This window comes from Arthrobacter sp. 10T419, from assembly GCF_056394105.1.
The window spans coordinates 1-359 of sequence record NZ_JBFTHF010000090.1 but is presented as its reverse complement, the minus strand read 5'-3'; the positions used below and the strand labels follow the sequence as shown (position 1 = coordinate 359).

General features: G+C 63.5%; 1 protein-coding gene. It reads right to left on the bottom strand.

Annotated features, from left to right (window positions below):
• Nucleotides 1-211, bottom strand: a 211-nt coding sequence (locus AC1DBD_RS18015; RefSeq protein WP_476982756.1) for a hypothetical protein, incomplete at its 3' end; no start/stop codon positions are given.
• Nucleotides 212-359: the final 148 nt, after the last annotated feature.

Genomic DNA, 359 nt, shown 5'->3' with positions numbered 1-359 from the left:
GAGCTGGAGCCGGAGCCGGCTCGGCGGTGCGATGCTCCAGCAGGTGCTGGACCACCTGTGCCGGCATCGGCGGCGATTCCGGCGCGGGTGCATCCGCCGAATGTTGGCGAAGCGCCCGTTGGATAACGGCGGTTGCCTCGAGCGGGCCTGCGGTCTGAAGAAGCTGCATGGCCTCATGCATCGAGGCGAGAAACGCGTCGTTCATTTTCACGTTGATTTCCCATCTGGCCCGAAGAACCGGGCGCGGCGACATTGCCGCAAGCTACCGTATGCGGAAACGCGTCGTTCATTTTCACGTTGATTTCCCATCTGGCCCGAAGAACCGGGCGCGGCGACATTGCCGCAAGCTACCGTATGCG